This is a genomic window from Pseudomonas paraeruginosa (genome assembly GCF_003025345.2).
Lineage (GTDB): Bacteria > Pseudomonadota > Gammaproteobacteria > Pseudomonadales > Pseudomonadaceae > Pseudomonas > Pseudomonas paraeruginosa.
Genome location: NZ_CP020560.1, coordinates 2,243,236 through 2,259,059 on the forward strand (window position 1 = coordinate 2,243,236; position 15,824 = coordinate 2,259,059).

General features: G+C 69.1%; 15 protein-coding genes. 7 read left to right on the plus strand and 8 right to left on the minus strand.

Annotated elements, in window-relative coordinates; all coding sequences use genetic code 11:
* The first annotated feature begins 105 nt into the window (after positions 1-105).
* The 5 genes from B7D75_RS10755 to B7D75_RS10775 all read left to right on the plus strand — a co-directional run bounded on the left by B7D75_RS10755 (position 106) and on the right by B7D75_RS10775 (position 5,621).
* Complete coding sequence (locus B7D75_RS10755; protein WP_012075239.1) at positions 106-1,023, plus strand: AAA family ATPase; 918 nt, start codon at positions 106-108, stop codon at positions 1,021-1,023.
* A complete protein-coding gene (locus B7D75_RS10760) occupies positions 1,023-1,976 on the plus strand; it encodes a DUF58 domain-containing protein (protein WP_107113993.1) in 954 nt (317 codons plus the stop codon). Before B7D75_RS10755 ends, B7D75_RS10760 begins: the two co-directional genes overlap by 1 nt.
* Positions 1,973-3,961, plus strand: coding sequence for a transglutaminase TgpA family protein (locus tag B7D75_RS10765; protein WP_058145829.1), 1,989 nt, complete (start codon positions 1,973-1,975; stop codon positions 3,959-3,961). The genes B7D75_RS10760 and B7D75_RS10765 overlap by 4 nt, the downstream gene beginning before the upstream one ends.
* A 12-nt stretch (positions 3,962-3,973) precedes the next feature.
* Positions 3,974-4,744, plus strand: coding sequence for a CHAD domain-containing protein (locus B7D75_RS10770; RefSeq protein ID WP_107113994.1), 771 nt, complete (start codon positions 3,974-3,976; stop codon positions 4,742-4,744).
* A 79-nt stretch (positions 4,745-4,823) separates the two neighbouring features.
* Positions 4,824-5,621 carry an acyl-CoA thioesterase gene (locus B7D75_RS10775; RefSeq protein ID WP_012075243.1) on the plus strand — a complete coding sequence of 266 codons (798 nt, stop codon included), beginning with the start codon at positions 4,824-4,826 and terminating at the stop codon, positions 5,619-5,621.
* Positions 5,622-5,628: 7 nt separating this feature from the next.
* On the opposite strand, the gene B7D75_RS10780 is transcribed toward B7D75_RS10775, so the two are convergent.
* From B7D75_RS10780 to B7D75_RS10800, 5 genes are all read right to left on the minus strand, one after another.
* Entirely contained in the window at positions 5,629-7,206 is a 1,578-nt protein-coding gene (locus tag B7D75_RS10780) for a GGDEF domain-containing protein (protein ID WP_012075244.1), read from the minus strand.
* A 9-nt stretch (positions 7,207-7,215) separates the two neighbouring features.
* Positions 7,216-7,704 (minus strand): molybdopterin-dependent oxidoreductase, encoded by a 489-nt coding sequence (locus B7D75_RS10785; protein ID WP_012075245.1) that lies wholly within the window; start codon positions 7,702-7,704, stop codon positions 7,216-7,218.
* Between the two features lie 86 nt (positions 7,705-7,790).
* On the minus strand, positions 7,791-8,150 hold the full coding sequence (locus B7D75_RS10790; protein WP_058145827.1) for an Mpo1-like protein: 360 nt from the start codon (positions 8,148-8,150) through the stop codon (positions 7,791-7,793).
* 121 nt (positions 8,151-8,271) lie between these two features.
* On the minus strand, positions 8,272-9,744 hold the full coding sequence (locus B7D75_RS10795; protein ID WP_107113995.1) for a methyl-accepting chemotaxis protein: 1,473 nt from the start codon (positions 9,742-9,744) through the stop codon (positions 8,272-8,274).
* 138 nt (positions 9,745-9,882) lie between these two features.
* The gene (locus B7D75_RS10800) at positions 9,883-10,686 is read right to left on the minus strand and encodes a TatD family hydrolase (protein ID WP_107113996.1); all 804 of its coding nucleotides are present in this window, start codon (positions 10,684-10,686) and stop codon (positions 9,883-9,885) included.
* 246 nt (positions 10,687-10,932) lie between these two features.
* Here B7D75_RS10800 and B7D75_RS10805 point away from each other — a divergent pair, with 246 nt between their 5' ends.
* Positions 10,933-12,360: an MltF family protein gene (locus B7D75_RS10805; RefSeq protein WP_033997800.1), complete on the plus strand. Its 1,428-nt coding sequence runs from the start codon at positions 10,933-10,935 to the stop codon at positions 12,358-12,360.
* Positions 12,361-12,459: 99 nt separating this feature from the next.
* A complete protein-coding gene (locus B7D75_RS10810; RefSeq protein WP_012075250.1) occupies positions 12,460-12,894 on the plus strand; it encodes a DoxX family protein in 435 nt (144 codons plus the stop codon).
* 169 nt (positions 12,895-13,063) lie between these two features.
* Here the strand turns inward: B7D75_RS10810 and B7D75_RS10815 are convergent, their stop codons facing one another.
* The 3 genes from B7D75_RS10815 to thpR all read right to left on the minus strand — a co-directional run bounded on the left by B7D75_RS10815 (position 13,064) and on the right by thpR (position 15,815).
* Positions 13,064-14,086 (minus strand): lipase secretion chaperone, encoded by a 1,023-nt coding sequence (locus B7D75_RS10815; RefSeq protein ID WP_034078560.1) that lies wholly within the window; start codon positions 14,084-14,086, stop codon positions 13,064-13,066.
* 49 nt (positions 14,087-14,135) lie between these two features.
* Positions 14,136-15,071: a triacylglycerol lipase gene (gene lipA, locus B7D75_RS10820; protein WP_012075252.1), complete on the minus strand. Its 936-nt coding sequence runs from the start codon at positions 15,069-15,071 to the stop codon at positions 14,136-14,138.
* A gap of 195 nt (positions 15,072-15,266) precedes the next feature.
* The gene (gene thpR / locus B7D75_RS10825) at positions 15,267-15,815 is read right to left on the minus strand and encodes an RNA 2',3'-cyclic phosphodiesterase (RefSeq protein ID WP_034078562.1); all 549 of its coding nucleotides are present in this window, start codon (positions 15,813-15,815) and stop codon (positions 15,267-15,269) included.
* Between the last annotated feature and the right edge of the window lie 9 nt (positions 15,816-15,824).

A 15,824-nucleotide genomic window follows, 5' to 3' on the forward strand; every position in this document is an offset into this window, starting at 1 on the left:
TCCGGTGGCACGGATTCACAGTTTCGTGAGGAAAAATTGCAAGCGCCTTGCCCGCTGGCGCCAGGCCAGTAGGATCGCTGTTTTCCCCGGGAACGCGAGGTCGGGATGCTGAACACCCTGGAAGCCTGTCTGAAGGCGGTCGACGAGATTCTGCTGGGCAAGGACCACCAGGTACGCCTGGCCCTGGCCTGCCTGCTGGCCCGCGGTCACCTGCTGATCGAGGATCTGCCGGGGATGGGCAAGACCACCCTCAGCCATGCCCTGGCGCGGGTACTCGGGCTCAGCTTCCAGCGCATCCAGTTCACCTCCGACCTGCTGCCGGGCGACATCCTCGGCACTTCGGTGTTCGACAAGGACAGCGGGCAGTTCGTCTTCCATCCCGGGCCGATCTTCGCCGAGCTGGTGCTCGCCGACGAGATCAACCGCGCCACGCCGAAGAGCCAGAGCGCCCTGCTCGAGGCCATGGAAGAGGGCCAGGTGACCATCGAGGGTGCGACCCGGCCCCTGCCGGAGCCGTTCTTCGTCATCGCCACGCAGAACCCGGCCAGCCAGGGCGGTACCTTCTCTCTCCCGGAGTCGCAGCTGGACCGCTTCCTGATGCGCCTGTCGCTGGGCTATCCCGGGCGCGCCGCGGAGCGTTCGCTGCTGCTCGGCGAAGCCCGGCGCGATCTGCTGCCGCGCCTGGAGCCCCTGCTCGACCACGCGGCGCTGGCCGCTTTCCAGGCCGAAGTGCCGAAGGTCCGTGCCAGCGACGCGCTGGTGGACTACGTGCTGCGCCTGGTCGAGGCGACCCGCACGCAGCCGGCCTTCGCCCTCGGCCTGTCGCCGCGCGGCAGCCTGGCGCTGCTCGCCGCGGCGCGTGCCTGGGCGTTGCTGGCGGGACGCGACTACGTGATTCCGGAAGACGTCCAGGCGGTGCTGCCGGCGGTGGCCGGGCACCGCCTGCGCGACCAGGCCGACCCCACCGGCCATGGCGGCGGCGCGCTGGTGCAGTGGCTGTTGCGCGAAGTCCCGGCGCTCTGATGCGCCAGCGCAACCGGGCACGCTGGCAGCGCTGGCTGGACCGGCGGATCCCGCCGGCGAGCAGCGTCGAGCTGAACCAGCGGCGTATCTTCATCCTGCCGACCCGTCAGGGCGGCGCCTTCGGCCTGGCGCTGCTGGTGATGCTGCTGGCGGCGATCAACTACCAGAACAGCCTGGCCTATGGACTGACGTTCCTGCTCCTGTCGCTTGGCGTGGTGACCATCCTCCATACCTATCGCAATCTCGCCGGCCTGCGCCTCACCGCGCTGGGCGCGGAGGCGGTGTTCGTCGGCGAGCGTGCCGGTTTCCGGGTGCGCCTGGAAAGCCCGGGACGGGCGCGCCAGGCCATCGCCGTCGGCTGGCCGGAGCGGCCCCTGGAGTACAGCGACCTGGGGCGCGACGCGGCCGGCGAAGTCCTGCTGTTCCATCCCGCCGAGCGCCGCGGCTGGCTGCGGCCGGCGCGCTTGCGGGTGGAAAGCCGCTTTCCCCTCGGCCTGCTGGTGGCCTGGAGCTGGGTCGACCTGCGGCAACAGGCCCTGGTCTATCCGCGGCCGCTGCCCGGCGAGCGCTTCCAGGCGCCCGGCGAGCGCGATGCCGAGCAGCAGGGGCGCGCCCTGGCGAACGCCGGCGTCGATGATTACCAGGGCCTGCGCGCCTACCAGCCGGGGGATTCGCGGCGACGCCTGCACTGGAAGGCGTTTTCCCGTGGCCAGGGGCTGCTGGTGAAAGACTTCGCCGCGCTCGGTGGCGACGACCTGTGGCTGGAGTTCGAGCGCCTCGGCGGCGACGTCGAGAGCCGCCTGGGACGCCTGTGCCAGGCGGTCCTGGAGTTGTCCGCGCGGCAGCAACCCTACGGCCTGTCGTTGCCCGGGACGCGCCTGCCGCCGGCCACCGGCGAGGCGCAGCGCGAGGCCTGCCTGCGCGCCCTGGCGCTGTTCCGGACGCCGCGGTGAACGCCATCCCGCGGGTCGCGCTGGTCTGGCTGCTGGTGGCGCAGGTGCTGGTGATCCTGCCGCACCTGGCCTACCTGCCGGCGTGGATCGTCGCCATGTGGCTGGGCTGCGCGGCCTGGCGCGTGCAGATCTTCCGCATGCGCGCCGGCTACCCGGGGACCTGGGTCAAGCTGGCCCTGGCGCTGCTCGCCGGAGCCGGGGTCTGGCTGGCGCGCGGCAGCCTGGTCGGGCTGGATGCCGGGGCGGTGCTGCTGATCGCCGCGTTCATCCTCAAGCTGGTGGAAATGAAGACCCGCCGCGACGCCCTGGTGCTGGTGTTCCTCGGCTTCTTCGCGGTGCTGGTCGGCTACCTGTTCGACGACGGCTTCCTCGCCGCGCTGTACAGCCTGTTGCCGCTGACCGCGCTGCTGGCGGCGCTGATCGGCCTGCAGCAGAGCGGATTCGCCGCGCGGCCCTGGCCGACCCTGCGCCTGGCCGCCGTCCTGCTGCTGCAGGCGCTGCCGCTGATGCTCCTGCTGTTTCTGTTCTTCCCGCGGCTGGGGCCGTTGTGGTCGCTGCCGATGCCGAGCGACAAGGGCGTCACCGGTCTCTCGGAAAGCATGGCGCCGGGGGATATCGCCGAGCTCGGGCGTTCCGCCGAACTGGCCTTCCGGGTCCGCTTCGACGGCGCGCCGCCGCCGCGCGAGCAGCTCTACTGGCGCGCCCTGACCCTGGAGCGCTTCGACGGCCGGCGCTGGTCGCAGGGGCCGCAGTGGGACGGCGACAGCGCCGGCCTGTGGCAGAAGCGTGGCCCGGAGTTGCGCTACGAGGTGATCATGCAGCCCAGCTCGCAATCCTGGCTGTTCGCCCTCGATGTGGCCCAGACCGACCAGGCCGACACCCGGCTGATGAGCGATTTCCACCTGCAGCGCCGGCGCCCGGTGGAGCAGCGCCTGTTCTACCGCGTCAGTTCCTGGCCGCAGGCGCTGCGGGAAGCCGGCATCGACCCGCGGACGCGCTGGCGCAACCTGCAGTTGCCAGCCCAGGGCAACCCGCGCGCGCGAGCCCTGGCCGAGTCGCTGCGCCAGGCCCACGGGCAACCGCAGGCGCTGGTCGAGGCACTGCTGCGACGGTTCAACCGGGAGCCCTTCGCCTACACGCTGAAACCGCCGGCAACCGGGGCCGACGGCGTGGATGCGTTCCTCTTCGAGACGCGCAGCGGCTTCTGCGCCCACTACGCCGGGGCGATGACCTTCGTCCTGCGCGCCGCGGGGATACCGGCGCGAGTGGTGGCCGGCTACCAGGGCGGCGAGTTGAATCCGGCCGGCAACTACCTGCTGGTCCACCAGTTCGATGCCCACGCCTGGGTCGAGTACTGGCAGCCGGGGCAGGGTTGGCGCAGCGTCGACCCGACCTACCAGGTGGCGCCGGAGCGCATCGAGCAGGGGCTCGAGGAGGCGCTGGCGGGGCAGGACGACTTCCTCGCCGACTCGCCGCTGTCGGCGCTGCGCTACCGCGGCCTGCCCTGGTTCAACGAGATGCGCCTGGCCTGGGACAACCTCAATTACGGCTGGCAGCGCTGGGTCCTGTCCTACCAGGGCGAACAGCAGGGGGCCTTCCTGCAGCGCTGGTTCGGTGGATTGGACCCGACCCGCCTGGGCCTGCTCCTGGGGGGCGCCGGTGCGCTGCTGGTGGGCCTGCTGGCGCTGTTCCTGCTCAAGCCCTGGCAGGCTCGCGGCGATGCCCAGGATCGCCAGCTGCGACGTTTCGAGCGCCTGCTGGAAGGCCAGGGCCTGCGCCGCTCGCCGGGGGAGGGGCTGCGCGCCTTCGGTGAGCGCGCCGCCCGCGTCCTGCCGGCGCAGGCGGCGGCGATCGGCGGCTTCGTCGACGCCTTCGAGGCGCAGCGCTATGGACACGGCGGGGCGGATGATCCAGGGTTGCGGCTGCGCGCGTTGCGCCGGGCGTTGCCCTGGCGCCTGGGGCGTGCGCCGAGGCGGGATGGCTGAGGAGGAGAGGGCATGACGCGGTTCGTCGATGGGCTGCTGGCCGAGGTGATCGGCCAGCAGGTGGCGTTGATGGCGGCGGTCGCACGCCTGGAGGCACGCACCGACGGCGAGGCGCTGCATGACCTGCGCATCGCCCTGCGGCGCCTGCGCAGCCTGCTGCGGCCGATCCGCGGCGTGCCCGGGGTCGAGGAACTGGAGCGGGCCGCCGCCGAACTGGGCCGCCTCAGCGGGCCGATCCGCGACCTGGAGGTGCTGCTGCCGGCGCTCGCCGCCGAAGGTCTGCGGGACGCGCAGGCGGTTCGCCGGCCAGTGCTCGAGTCGGGCTACATGGCGGTGCGCGCCAGCCAGCCGCTGCATCGCCTGCAACTGTGCCTGGACGTCTGGCCGACGCTGTTGCGCACGGCGCAGCGCCATGCGGTGCTGGAGGGGCTGCACGGACGGGTGCGCAAGCGCCTGCGCCGGCAATGGCAGGCGCTGCGCGCGGAACTGGCGGACACCACCTATGCCCACTGGCATCCGCTGCGGCTGCGGATCAAACGGGTGCGCTACGGCCTGGAGGCCTATCCGCGGGACTGCAGCATCCCCACTTCGCTGCTGACGCCGCTGAAGGCAGCGCAATCGGCGCTGGGCGACTGGCACGATCTCGAGCAGTGGCTGCTGCGCTGCCAGCGCGAACCCGACCTGGCACCGTTGCGCGACCTCTGGACGGTTCGCTTCGAACGAGCCCGCGAACAGGCCGCCAGGGCCTTGCAGACGCTGCAGGAGGCGCTCGGCGAACACTGAGCGCCGGCATTCCGATCGGCTTTTTTCAGCGGGCCTGCCTCGCCTAAGATGGGCGCTCGAAACCCCTCGCGAGGCACACATGAATTTTTCCGAATTGATCCAGGCGGTCCGCCGCGACCCTTCTTCCGTGGTGGTACCGGCCAGTTGGGGCCAGGGGCGCGCCACCTTCGGCGGTCTGGTGGTGGCGCTGGCCTACGAGGCCATGCGCACGGTGGTCGAGGCGGAGCGCCCGTTGCGCTCCGTCAGCGTGAGTTTCGTCGGGCCGCTGGCGCCCGGGCAGCCGGCTCGCTTCAGCGCCCGGCTGCTGCGCGAGGGCAAGGCGGTGAGCCAGGTGCAGGTCGAGGTCAGCCAGGGCGAGCAGGTGGTCACGCTGGTCCAGGCCAGCTTCGGCGTCGCCCGCGCTTCGGCGGTGGCGGTGGAAGCGTTGCCGGCGGCCGGAATGAAGGGCCCCGAAGAGAGCCAGGAACTGCCTTATATCCGTAACGTGACTCCGGAGTTCACTCGCTACATCGCCATGCGCTGGGCAGTGGGCGGCCTGCCGTTCTCTTCGAACAAGTCGCGCCAGATGGGCGGCTGGATGCGTTTCCGCGACGAACCCGAGGGAGAGCCCATGGAGGTTTCCCACCTGCTTGCGCTGCTCGACTCCTGGCCGCCGGCGCTGTTGCCGCACCTGGGCACGCCGGCGATGGCCAGCTCGCTGACCTGGACCGCCGAGTTCGTCCAGCCGCTGCCGGAGCAGCGCTGCGGCGACTGGTGCCGCTACCTGGCGGAGATCGAAGAGGCCCGCGACGGCTACGGCCACGTGGCGGCGCGGATGTGGAGCGCCGACGGCCGCCTGCTGGCGATCAGCCGGCAGATGGTGACGGTGTTCGGCTGAGGGCGCCTCAGGCGGGCGTGTACTCGGTGCGGTTGCGCCCGCCGCTCTTGGCCTGGTAGAGCGCGCTGTCGGCACGCACCAGCAGGCTTTCCAGGTCGTCCCCGACGTCCTTGCGCAGGGCCACGCCGATGCTCACGGTCATCCGCAGTGGCTCGCCGTCGGGATTGCTCACCCGTAGCGCCTCGACGCCGGCGCGCAGGCGCTCGGCGACGTCCAGCGCCTGGTCCAGGGAGATTTCCGGAAGCATCGCGGCGAACTCCTCACCGCCCAGGCGGCCGAGCAGGTCCACTTCGCGCAGGCCCTGGCGCAGGGTCTCGGCCACCCGCTGCAAGGCACGGTCGCCGGTCAGGTGGCCGTGGCCATCGTTGATGCTCTTGAAATGGTCGATGTCCAGCATCAGCGCCACGCATGGGTGATGGAAGCGTTCCGCGGCCTTGAGCATGAGCTCCGCCTGGTGCAGGAACGAGTGGCGGTTGTGCAGGCCGGTCAGGGTGTCGGTGCTGGCCAGCAGGCGCAGCTCCTGCTCCATGGCCTTGCGCCGGCTGATGTCGTAGCACCAGATCAGGGTCGCCGGTTCGCCGTCGACTTCCAGGTGGCGCGCGCAGATCACCGCCCAGCAGGGCGTTTCACCGCACAGTTGGGCTTCCCAGCCGTCGACCTGGCCGCGCTCCTCCAGGGCATTCTGCAGGCGGCTGTATTCGCTGGCGCTGGCGAACAGCCGCGGCAGGCGGAAATCATCCTGCTCCCGGCAACCGATGCGCCTGAGCAGGCGCGGGTTGACGTAGTGGATGCGCGCGCCGCAGGCGCTGAGCAGCACCACGTCGCTGGGACTGGCTTCGAGGATGAAATGCAGCAGCGCCTTGCCTTCGCTGAGCTGGCGGGTGCGTTCGTCGACGCGCCTCTCCAGGGTGGCGTTGAGCTCGACCAGATGCCCGGCCAGTTGCTGCGCGCGCCTGAAATCGGCGACCAGGCGCAGCACCAGCAGGGCGCCGCCGGCGCCGATCCCGAGCAGCGCCCAGAACAGCGCGTAGAACGCCCGGTGCAGGTGCTTGCGGTCGATGTCCAACTGGTTGGTCAGGGCGATGTTGCTGGCGACCACGATCTGGTGCGCCGGCTCCAGCAGCGCCGGAAGCCGTTCGCTGATCTCGCCGGCCAGGCGCCGCGCGCCGGCGGGGTCGCCCCAGGGGGCCTGGTCCGACCAGCGGTCGCTGAGTTCGATCAGGCGTTGCAGGGTGGCCTGCACTTCCGGGCGTGGCTCGGCGAGGTGCCTGAACAGGTGCTGGCGGCGCAGGGGGGCGATCAGGCTGGCGAGCACCTCGAGGCGGATCGCCAGGTCGTCGGGTTGGCCCTCGCCACGTTCGATCCGCTGGGCGGTCTCCAGCGTGCGATTCAGCTCCGCGCGCAGGGAGTAGGTCTGCCACAGCTCGTTGTGCAGGTTCGGTTGCGCCAGTTGCTGGCCCTGGCGCACCGCCAGCCACAGCGCGGCCCCGGCGATCAGCGCCATGACCAGCACCAGGCCGAGCAACAGACCCATGATCTGGCGTTGCCGGCGCAGCTTTGTCGGATCGAGCAGCGGCACAGTCATGAGCGTTGCTTACTCAAGGGTGATGGAACTGACCTGCCAGACGGTTCGGTTGTAGTAGACCTGGTTTCTCAACTCAGGATAGCGGGCCATGGGGTAGATGATGAATAGCGGCCCACGCTCGCGAATCGTCATGTAGGCACCGTTGCGGCGATAGGCGAGGATCGGCTGGTAGGTCTCGAGGTCGCTGTACGGAATGATCGACGAATAGTCGTTCAGCGCCAGCACCCGCAGGCGCTTCGGCGGGGCCAGGCGCAGGTGTTCCAGCAGCAGGCTGAGGCGCACCCCCTGCCACTTGGCATTGGCTTCGCCGGGCAGCTGGGCTTCCAGAGTCTCGCCGGGCAGGGCTTCGAGGTCGGCGAGGGTCAGTCGCAGGGGCGGCTTGCCGGGTTGCAGCAGGGTGACGATCGGCCGTCCGCCCAGCGGCACGGGCTGCGTCGCCTGGGCGAGGGCGGCGCCAAGGCAGCAGAGGAAGACGATTAATTGACGCAATGACGGCATGGTGTCGGTCCACGACAGGATTCCGTCGATTATATCGGCAGTGCGTCGGCAAAACTGAAGGGCCGAGCGCAATCCCGGACGAACCGTCACTTGCGCCGTGCGCGCCAGGCCTTCCACCAGGCGCCACTGAGGAGGAAGCGGGGGAAGGTGACGAACTGTTCGACGAGCAATCGACTGACAGCGTCCTGCCGATCGCTGAAGGGCTCCGGCGCCTGTTCTTCCAGCGCATGGCCCTTGGCCTGGAGCGCCAGGCCGGCCACGATGCCGATGACGCCGAGCGCCACGCGCAGCAGGTCCAGGCCGAACAGGCCGCCGAGCAGGAGGGTCGCGCCGAGGATGAACAGCGGGACGGCGATCAGGTGCAGGACCAGGTTGGTCGGGTTGCGGTGGTTGCCGGCGTAGCCTCGCCATTGCCAGGCGAGCAGGTTGGGGTGACGTTTGCCCATGGTTCTCGATACTCCGTGGCGGCGACCCGCGAGGCGGGTCGTTTCATGGCATCGAGTCTAGGCGCCGCGCCGCGCCGCGGCGAATGATTCCTGCCTATCCCGGCGATAGGCGGAAGCCTGCTCAGAGACGCAGTTGGCCGATGGCGCGAGTCAGGTCGCCGGCCAGGTCGACCAGTTGCTGGCTGGTGGCCGCCGACTCGACGGTCTGCTGCACGGTGAGCTCGGTGACATCGCGGATGCCCACCACCGAGCGGGTCATTTCTTCCGCCACCTGGCTCTGCTGTTCCGCGGCGACGGCGATCTGCGTATTGCTTTCGCGCATCTGCGCCACCGCGTTGGCGATCGCCGCGAGGGCCTCGCCGGCGTCGCCGGCCTGGCTGACGCAACCGTCGGCCTTGAGCGAGCTTTCCTGCATGAACTCCACGGCGTCGCGGGTGCCCGATTGCAGGGCGAGGATCATCTGGGTGATCTCGTCGGTGGAGTCCTGCACGCGACGGGCGAGGTTGCGCACCTCGTCGGCGACCACCGCGAAGCCGCGACCCATTTCGCCGGCCCGCGCGGCCTCGATGGCGGCGTTGAGGGCGAGCAGGTTGGTCTGCTCGGCGATGCCGTGGATCACGTTGACCACGCCGCTGATCTTCTGGCTGTCCTCGGCCAGCTTCTGGATCATCTCGGCGGTTTCCTGGACCCCCTGGGACAGTCCGGCGATCGATGCGCTGACCCGGTTCACCGCCTGCTGGCCGGCGCCGGCCAGGCGATCGGCTTCCTGCGACTGGTCGCGGGTGTCGGCGGCGTGCTGGGCGATATGGAAGACGGTGGTGGACATTTCGTTGATCGCGGTGGCGGTCTGGTCGGTCTCGCTCTGCTGGCCGAGCATGCCCTGGCGCACCTGGCCCATGCTCCTGGCGAGCGCCTGGGCGCCCTCGTCGAGCTTGCTGGCCGCGGCGGCGACAGTACCGACGATGCGCTGGTAGCCAGCCTGCATGGCGTTGAAGGCGCCGGCCATCTGGCCGACCTCGTCGCGTCCCTGCAGCGGTACGCGGGCGGACAGGTCGCCGCTCTTCTCGACATGCAGCATCACATCCTTGAGGGTGTGCAGGTGGGTCAGGATGAAGCGGATCAGCAGTTGCGAAGCCGCCAGCAACGCCAGCATCAGCACCAGGACGGCGACCGCGTAGGCGCCGGCGCGATCGGCGAAGACCTGCCAGAGGTCGCTGGCCGGGGCGAGCACGGCGAAACGCTGGCCGGAAGAGGTCTGGCCGACCCAGGCGCCGAGCAGCGCGGTCTCGCCCTGGCGCGCGCCGTACAGCTCGACCCAGCCCCGGGCTTCGTCCAGCGCCTGGGCCGCCGTGCCGCCGAGGCTCGCGGCCTGTTCCAGCGGCAGCAGGTTGCTCCGTGCGGGCAAGGTACCGCCGGTTGGCCAGGCCTGTACCAGCTCGCCTTCGGCGGCGGCGGCGCTCTGGGCGGAAGCATTGCGTCCGGCGGCCTCCTGCTGCATGGCGAACAGAACCAGCAGCAGGGTGGTGAAGAAGGCCACCGCGTTGACGGCCCAGAACTTGTATTTCAGTGGGATGTTGCTGATCCAGGTGCCCATAGGGGGATTTCTTCTTATCGGCAAGCTAATGGCAAGGCGCCATTATCTTGAAAGCTGAGTAAGGGGCAATCGTTGATACGGGTCAACGAGACCGTTGGTCAGCTTAGCGGCTGAACCCGCGGGAGCTTTAGGACGAACTCAGGCGATCGTCGGCAGGCCGAAGAACGCCCGTGCGGTGGCAGTGGAATGCTCTGCCAGGCGCTCGGCGCTTTCACCCCGGTGACGGGCGACGCAGGCGAGCACTTCGCCCAGGTAGGCCGGCTCGTTGCGCCCGCTCTTCGGCTTCGGCCGCAGGCTGCGCGGCAGCAGGTAAGGCGCGTCGCTTTCCAGCATGAGACGGCCGACCGGGATCTCGCCTACCAGATCATGCAGGTGGGTGCCACGGCGTTCGTCGTTGATCCAGCCGGTGATGCCGATGTGCAGGTCGAGGTCGAGGTAGCCATAGAGCGCCCGGCGCTCGCCGGTGAAGCAGTGCACCACGGCAGCCGGCAGGCGATCGCGGAAGTTGCGCAGGATCGCCAGCAGGCGCTCGCTGGCGTCGCGTTCGTGGAGGAACACCGGGCGTTGCAGCTCGACGGCCAGAGCCAGCTGCTCCTCGAAGGCCTTTTCCTGGGCCGGACGGGGGGAGAAGTCACGATTGAAGTCCAGGCCGCATTCGCCCACCGCGCGTACCCGTTCGTCGCCGAGAAGGGCGCGCAGGCCACGGACGGTGTCGCTGTTCCAGTGGCTGGCATCGTGGGGGTGGACACCGGCGGTGGAGAACAGCCGGCCGCCCTCGTCGAGTTCGGCGCAGAGTCGCAGGGCCTGCTCGCTGTCGGCCAGGCTGGTGCCGGTGAGCACCATCTGCACCACGCCGGCGGCGCGCGCCCGGGCGAGCAGCGCTTCACGTTCCGGGGCGAAGCTGGCGTGGGTCAGATTGACGCCGATATCGATGAGTTGCATGGTGCCTTCCTGGTATCCGCAGCGGGGCGGTGCCCCTCGATCATCCCGGTCCCGCCGGGGGATGGGTGGCAAACCGCTTGTAGAACAATCCGTTATAATCGCAGATCGGGTTCTTCAGCGCCCGGATTATCTACCCCAATGCCTCCGTTTGCAGCCGCTGTCGGAGAGGAACTTGCCAAGACTGCCAGGCTCTGATTGATCCGGTCCCCCGGAGAGGGACATCGAGCCCGGCCTCTGGAGACCTGGATGACGCGTCTGTTGCTGCTTTCGCTTTGCCTGCTGGTGCTCGCGCCGTTGCCGGCGGCCGCGCGCATCACCGGCCAGCCGGATACCTGGCAGCGGGAACAGCCGGAGACCCGCGACCTGGCGAGCATTCGTCGCAGCGGCGTGCTCAAGGTGCTGGTGAACCAGAGCCGCAACAGCTCGGGCGAGGTGAAGGGCGAGCCGATCGGCGTCGAATACCGCCGCCTGCGCGCCTTCGAGCAGTACCTCAACAGCCGCTCGCCCTCCGCGCGGGCGCTGACCTTCAAGCTCATCCCCAAGCCCAAGGACCAACTGCTCGCCGCCTTGCAGCGCGGCGAAGGCGACCTGGTGGCGCCCGGCGAACTGCTGCCGGCCCATGACGGCCTGCGCGTCAGCCCGAGCGCGCCGGTGCGCGCCGACGTGCCGCTGGTGCTGGTGGCGCGCAAGGGCAACCGGCGCTACACGCGCCTGGAGCAACTCTCCGGGCGGACCATCCCGCTGCCGGCCGGCAGCGCCGCCGAAGAGGCCATCGAACAGGTCAACCAGCGCCTGGCGCAACGGCGCATGGCGCCGATCCGCATCGAACGGCTGGACCCCTCGCTGGCGGTCGAGGACGTGATGGAAATGGTCCAGGCCGGCATCCTCGGTTTCAGCGTGGTCGAGCAACCGATCGCCGAGCGCTGGGCCAAGGTCCTGCCGAAGCTGCGGGTGGATCGCCACCTGGTGCTGGACAATCGCGCCGACATGGCCTGGTACGTGCGCCGCGATGCCAGCACCCTGCGCGCCACCATCGACCGCTTCCTCGCCGATTACCGGGCGCCGGCGGATCAGGACGTGGCCTTCCAGCGGGTCTACCGGCGTGCCTACAAGGTGCGCAATCCCCTTGGCGCGGCCGATCGCAAGCGCCTGGAAGCGGTGCGTCCCTTGCTGCAGCGCTACGCGCAGCGCAGCAACCTCGACTGGTTGGCGCTGGCGGCCGTGGCCTACAAGGAATCGCATCTCAACCCGGCGGCGCGCGGTGCCGGCGGCGCCAGCGGGCTGATGCAGATCACCCCGGCGGCGGCGCGCAGCGTCGGGGTCGGCAATGTGCACGACAAGGACAGCAACGTGCTGGCCGCCAGTCGCTACCTGACCAAGATCCGCAAGCAGTTCTTCTCCAGCAAGCACCTCGACGAACGCGAACGCCTGGCCTTCACCCTGGCGGCCTACAACATGGGACCGGAGCGGGTGCAGAACCTGCGCACCCAGGCCCGTCGCCGGGGGCTCGATCCGAACCGCTGGTTCTTCCAGGTCGAGCGGGTGGCCGCGGAAGAGATAGGGATGGGCGTGGTGAGCTATGTCAGTAGCGTGAACAAGTACTACCTTGCATATGAGCGCGAGCGGGAACGTCTCGAGGCTGGCAGGCGCGGAACGACGACGGCACAGAAATAATCTATAAATACGATAGGTATTACGGGTTTTTTGCGGTTTCAATATCGAATTGTCCTGCCTATAGTGTGCACAACCTATCCCACACCCTGAGGACGCAACATGAATCCACTGATCAAGACCCTCCTGTCGACCAACGCCGGGGCCGGCTTCGCCCTCCTGCGCATCGTCACCGGTCTTACCCTGATGGCGCACGGTTCGCAGAAGCTTTTCGGCTTGTTCGGCGGCGCCGGCCTGAGCGGCATGGCGCAGTGGTTCGAATCCATCGGCCTGACCCCCGGCTACCTGCTGGCGACCCTGGCCGGTAGCGCCGAGTTCTTCGGCGGCCTGGCCCTGGTGATCGGCCTGCTGGTGCGGCCGGCCTCGGTGGTGATCGGCTTCACCATGATCGTGGCGATCTTCAGCGTGCATATCGGCAACGGCTTCTTCATCACCGACAACGGTTACGAATATGCCCTGACCCTGCTGATGATCAGCGTGGCGCTGCTGGTCGATGGCGCCGGCAGGTTCTCGCTGGACGGCAAGCTGTCCCGCTGAACCGGGCTGGCGACGAAAAAGGGCGGACACCTTCGGGTGGCCGCCCTTTTTCGTTCTGCAGTGGCGTTGTCTGCCGATAGCGCGGCAGCTCAACCACAAATGGGTCATTCGCCCTGCACGCCGAATGCTTCACCAAGGGCCACGCCGGCCTGGATTACGGGCCCGTTTCTCAGCGCTGTTGCGCCTGGCGCATCTGTTCCAGCGCGCCCAGGCGCAAGCGTTCCTGTTCGCTGAAACGCTCCTCGGCCAGGCGTTCGACCGCCGCGCGGCGGTCGGCTTCGCTCAGGCCGGCATTGCCTTCGATCCGGCTTTTCTCGGCGAAGTAGTCGTCCAGCCGGCCTTTCCAGGCCGAGCGCTGCTGGTCGAGTTTTTCCAGGCGGGTGGTGGCTTCGGCACCGACCAGTTGCTGACGCATCTGGCGGATGGCTTCCGGGCCGGCGCCAGCGGCCTGGAGGGCGGCGGTCTGCTGCTGCAGTTCGCTTTGCAGTTGCGGCAGCACGCTTTCCTGCTGGTCTTCCGGTAGGCTGGCGCGCAGGCGGTCGATGGCGGCGGCCTTTTCCTCGGCGCTGAGCTTGCCGTCCTGGCGGATCGCCAGGCGCTCCAGGGTGAACTGGTTGTAGGTTTCCTCGTCGGCGAAGAACGCCACGTGCGCCTCGTTGCTGAAGATCCGCGCGCGCAGGGCTTTCACCGCGGCTTCCCGCTGGCGCAGGGCGTCGAGGTCGGCCAGGCGCGGCAGGTCGCGTTCGAGCAGCACCAGTTCCTTCTTGTAGTCGATGTATTGCTGCATCAGCGCCAACGCCTGGCCGCGCGCCGGCTCCTGGAGTTCGGCGGCGATGTAGGCGCGCAGGCGGTCGAGGCTCTGCTGCAGGGGTTCTTCGCCGATGGCGCTGAGGAAGTAGTCGAACAGGTTGCGGATGTCGCGGGTGATCAGCAGGTTGCCGCCGGCGTCGACGCTGAAACTGCCATCGACGCTGGTGCCCCTGAAGGAGGTTGGCAGCGGTGCGACCTTGGCCGGCATGACCTGGGGGGCCGGCACCGCTTCTCCCACGGAGGCTGCTGGCGGGGCGCGGTCTGCGCCCGCCTGCGCGCTGGCCGGAGGCGCCGTCTCGGGGGCGGGGGAAGGTTCCAGCCAGGCGAACCAGGCCAGGCTGGCGGCGAACGCCAGTGGAATCAGCAGGAGGATTTTCTTCACGCGAGGGGGCTTCCGGGAAAGGGCCGGGGCCGAGGCCCCGGCCGGGGTCCTACAGGCTGGCGTTCTTCAGGCGGTTGGCGTGCTGGCGGTAGACGCTGACCGGGCTGGTCTCGAACAGGCTGGTGAGGCCGAAGACCTGGTTCACCTCGTCGAGGTGGTTCATCCGGTAGTTGTCGCGGATGACCATGCCCAGGTGCGAACTGCAGGTGCCGACCAGGCCGTCGTTGGCCGCGCCGTTCTTGAAGGTCAGCGACGAGGCGCCGAGGAAGGCGTCACTGGGGTCGAGGAAGTTGGTCAGGGGCGCGGAGCCGCTCCAGGAGTAGTAGCTCACGCCGTCGACCTTGTAGGCGCCCTCGCCGCAGGCCGAGGTCGGGATGCCCTGCGGGTACTTGGCGTTGAAGCGCGCGGCGCCCTCGCTGTTCAGCGACTCCAGCGAGCCCAGCGAGTTCTGCGTGCCGGTGCTGCCGCTGGAAAGGAAGCTGATCAGCGCGCCGAGGCTGTTGACCAGCCCGGAGAGGACTGCCTCGCCGGCCGAACCCGGTGGGATCTGGCGCAGGAAGTCGGCGGTGTCCGAACCCTTGTGCGGCGCGCCGACGCTGGTGGCGGAGGCGATCAGGTCCGGGCGCACGGCGGCGACGTAGCGGATGGTCGGGCCGCCGTGGCTGTGGCCGATCAGGTTGACCTTGGGCTGGCCGCTGAGGGCGACGATTTCCTCGACCTGCTGCAGCAACTGCTCGCCGCGGACTTCCGAGGTGTCCAATTGGCTGACCTCGGTGACGTAGACCTGGGCGCCGTCGCGGCGCAAGGCGTTGGGAATGCCGAACCAGTAGTCGACCCCGAGGATGTTGTCGAAGCCGAGCATGCCGTGGGCCAGCACGATGGGGTATTTGGTCTGGGTGTAGGTGCTGGCCTGGATCAGAGGGCTGGCAGCGAGAGAGGCGAGGCCGATGGCCAGGCCGAGGGGGAGCAGAGACTTCTTCTTCATGTTGTTCTCATCTCAGGTTGATGGGGCCGAGGTGCGCGTCCTGCCAGCCATCGCCCGAATCCTTCCGGGAGAACCGCTTCGCTGTCCCTTGCGCAGGAACCGTGCCAGCTTCGGCTTTTTTCCTCCAGGCCAGGAAATCCGCGGCTTCCTGGCGGCCGGTCATAACCTGCGTGGCAGAGCGGAAGAGGCGGGTTGTTACGGCGCGAAACGCTCGTTTGAATCTTCCTCGCACAACGCCCAGCAACCGAGTGTGCGGTAGCGCACACCCGCGGCGTCGTTTTGCGAGCAAAACAGGCTGAAATGGTCGACCTGCCATACGAAGGTTGGGGGTGGCGGGGTGTCCTCCAGCGGCGCGGCATCGCGAGCCAGGGTCAGATGGGCGCTGAATGGGCGGGTTTCCACGGGCAGCTGCAGTTCGGCAAGGCCGGAGCACAGGGCGCGGCGCAGTTGCAGGAGGGCGCCGGGCGGCTGGCTGGGGGCCAGCAGCAGGATGCCGTTGCTCCAGCGCAGCAGATGGTCGAGGCGCAGTTCGAAGGGCGCGGCCTCGATGGCCGCGGCCATGTCCAGCAAGGCCTCGAGCCGAGCGGACGGGACCTGGCCGAGGAAGGCCAGGGTCAGGTGCAGGTTCGCCGTCGCCACCTGGCGGCCGGGCAGTGGCCAGCCATCGCGCCACCGGCCGATCCGCTCGGCGAGGGGAGGTGGACAGGACAGGGCGAAGAACAGGCGAAGAGAGCGATCGGGCATGGGCGCCTC